Origin of the sequence: Nonomuraea zeae, from assembly GCF_005889725.1 — a bacterium.
Taxonomy (GTDB): domain Bacteria; phylum Actinomycetota; class Actinomycetes; order Streptosporangiales; family Streptosporangiaceae; genus Nonomuraea; species Nonomuraea zeae.
The window spans coordinates 1-1,802 of the sequence record NZ_VCKX01000641.1 but is presented as its reverse complement, the minus strand read 5'-3'; the positions used below and the strand labels follow the sequence as shown (position 1 = coordinate 1,802).

The 1,802-nt window shown below is 70.6% G+C and carries 2 protein-coding genes; both read right to left on the bottom strand.

The window, feature by feature from the left end:
- The coding region (locus ETD85_RS64275) for a hypothetical protein (protein WP_206059651.1) at positions 1-526 on the bottom strand (526 nt) is incomplete at its 3' end.
- A 398-nt stretch (positions 527-924) separates the two neighbouring features.
- Positions 925-1,695, bottom strand: coding sequence for a MauE/DoxX family redox-associated membrane protein (locus ETD85_RS62030; protein WP_138699057.1), 771 nt, complete (start codon positions 1,693-1,695; stop codon positions 925-927).
- Positions 1,696-1,802: the final 107 nt, after the last annotated feature.

Sequence of the window (1,802 nt, the reverse complement as noted above, 5' to 3'; positions counted from 1 at the left end):
GGGCTGTAGGACTGGTGCCAGTGCCAGTGCCAGTGCCAGTGCCAGTGCCAGTGCCAGTGCCAGTGCCAGTGCCAGAGCCGGTCCCGGTCCCAGTGTCGGAGCCGGTGGTGGCTGTGGGTGCCTCTGCTGGCTTGGTGGTGCTTTTCGGGGTGTGCGGCGGCTCGGTGGTTTTGGTGATCGACTGGTCCGTGGGCTGCTTGGTCGTTTTCGGTGTCTTTTGCTGCTTTGATTCTTTTTGTTGGGTGGTGGCGCGTGAGGTGCCGTTGTTGATGGCAGGTCTCCGCAGGGTGGGGGTGCGGTCGTCATCGTCGTCGCCCCCGTCATCGTCGTCATCGCCGTCGTCATCGTCAGCGGCTGCGATCGCGGTCTGGCCGAGGGATGCCGCATGGGCGAGTTGCATGGCGAAAGCGCATGGAGTGATGGTGCCGATGGCGAACGCGACCGTGACGGTCAGCAGGAGCCACCCCCGTGTCAGCTGCATGCGCGCCCCTCCCGATCGTCGTTCTTGGGTGTTGACGATGGCCATCCTTGGGGTTGGCGATTACGTCGCGATTAGCGGTCGATGAGAGGGCTCTAATGCAGGCGGCGCGTTCCCTGTCTCGCGGAGGTCGCGGAGGTCGCGGAGTTCGTGGAGGCCGTGGAGGAACGGCTGCGGCGCCTTGTATCGCCGCGACCATCGTGATCGCCGTGCCCACCATCACGTACGCCGCCGCAAGCGGCCACCGGGCGCCCTCGGACTCGGCCGGCGCGGTGGCGATTGACGGGGTCAGTCCGCCCGCGAAGATCGAGGCGGCACCCGCGTGGCACACGTGCTGAGCCACCGAGATGCAGGCCGCCGACGCCAGGCTCCGCTATCCCACGATACGAGCGGGCCGGGCGGTTTCGGGCCGGCGGCCTCCGAGGCTGGTCCTGTGGTGACCTGAATCAGGCCGGGGCCGGTTCCTCGACGAGGGCGACGCGGACGGCCGACGGGTCCTGGCCGTGCAACGGGACGGCGAAGACTGCCGTGCGCTCGCGGGCGCCGAAGACCACGAACCGCAGTCCGTCCTCGTCCCAGGTGTCCTGAACGTCCGACGTGAGCTGCGCCGACGCCGAGCAGTACGCCGGGCTGCGGTAGAGCAGGTGCAGCGACGCGCCCAACGGGACCTCGTGCCCGGCGGGGGCGGCCAGCGGGCTGCGCAGCCGTACGAGGAGACGGCGCAGGGGGACGAGCCAGTGGCGGTCCAGCTCCGCCGACAGGGCCAGCAGCGCCACCGCCTCTCCCAGGGCCAGTGCCGTGATGGGCGCCACGGCAGGCGGCGCGCCGATCGCCAGGACGCTCGCGGCGAGCAGGAGGCCGGCGCGGGCGAAGGCGCGTACGTTCACGGGGCGGGAGTGGGCGCCCAGGCAGCCGCACGACGCGGTGGGCGCGGCGACCGCGGAATAGGTGAGGTAGGCGAGGAAGCCGGTGGACACCACGGCGGCGGCCACGCCCTCGGCAGGGGAGAAGGGCGGGATCAGCAGGGCGGCGGCCACCGCGAGCTCGACGACCCCGACGAGCCGGAGCGCGGGGACCGCGCGCGCCGCGCCGGTCAGTCCGGCCAGGGCGGTCTGCCCGGCCTGCGCCCGCATCCGCCGGCTGAACAGCTTCAGCAGTCCTGCCCAGGCGAGGAAGAGAGCGATGACGTACGGCTGCGACGCGGCGATCCCTTGCATGCTCCGGCTCCTAGTGCGGAAGAGAGGCCCTTGATTGGTGCGGGGTGGGCGGGCCTGCCAGTGCGGAAGAGAGGCCCGTGATTGGTGCCTGTCTCCTATACACATCT

What these genes read in the sequence shown, in the direction of transcription:
- ETD85_RS62030 (WP_138699057.1), bottom strand. Translation starts at nt 1,695, where the DNA reads ATGCAAGGGATCGCCGCGTCGCAGCCGTACGTCATCGCTCTCTTCCTC.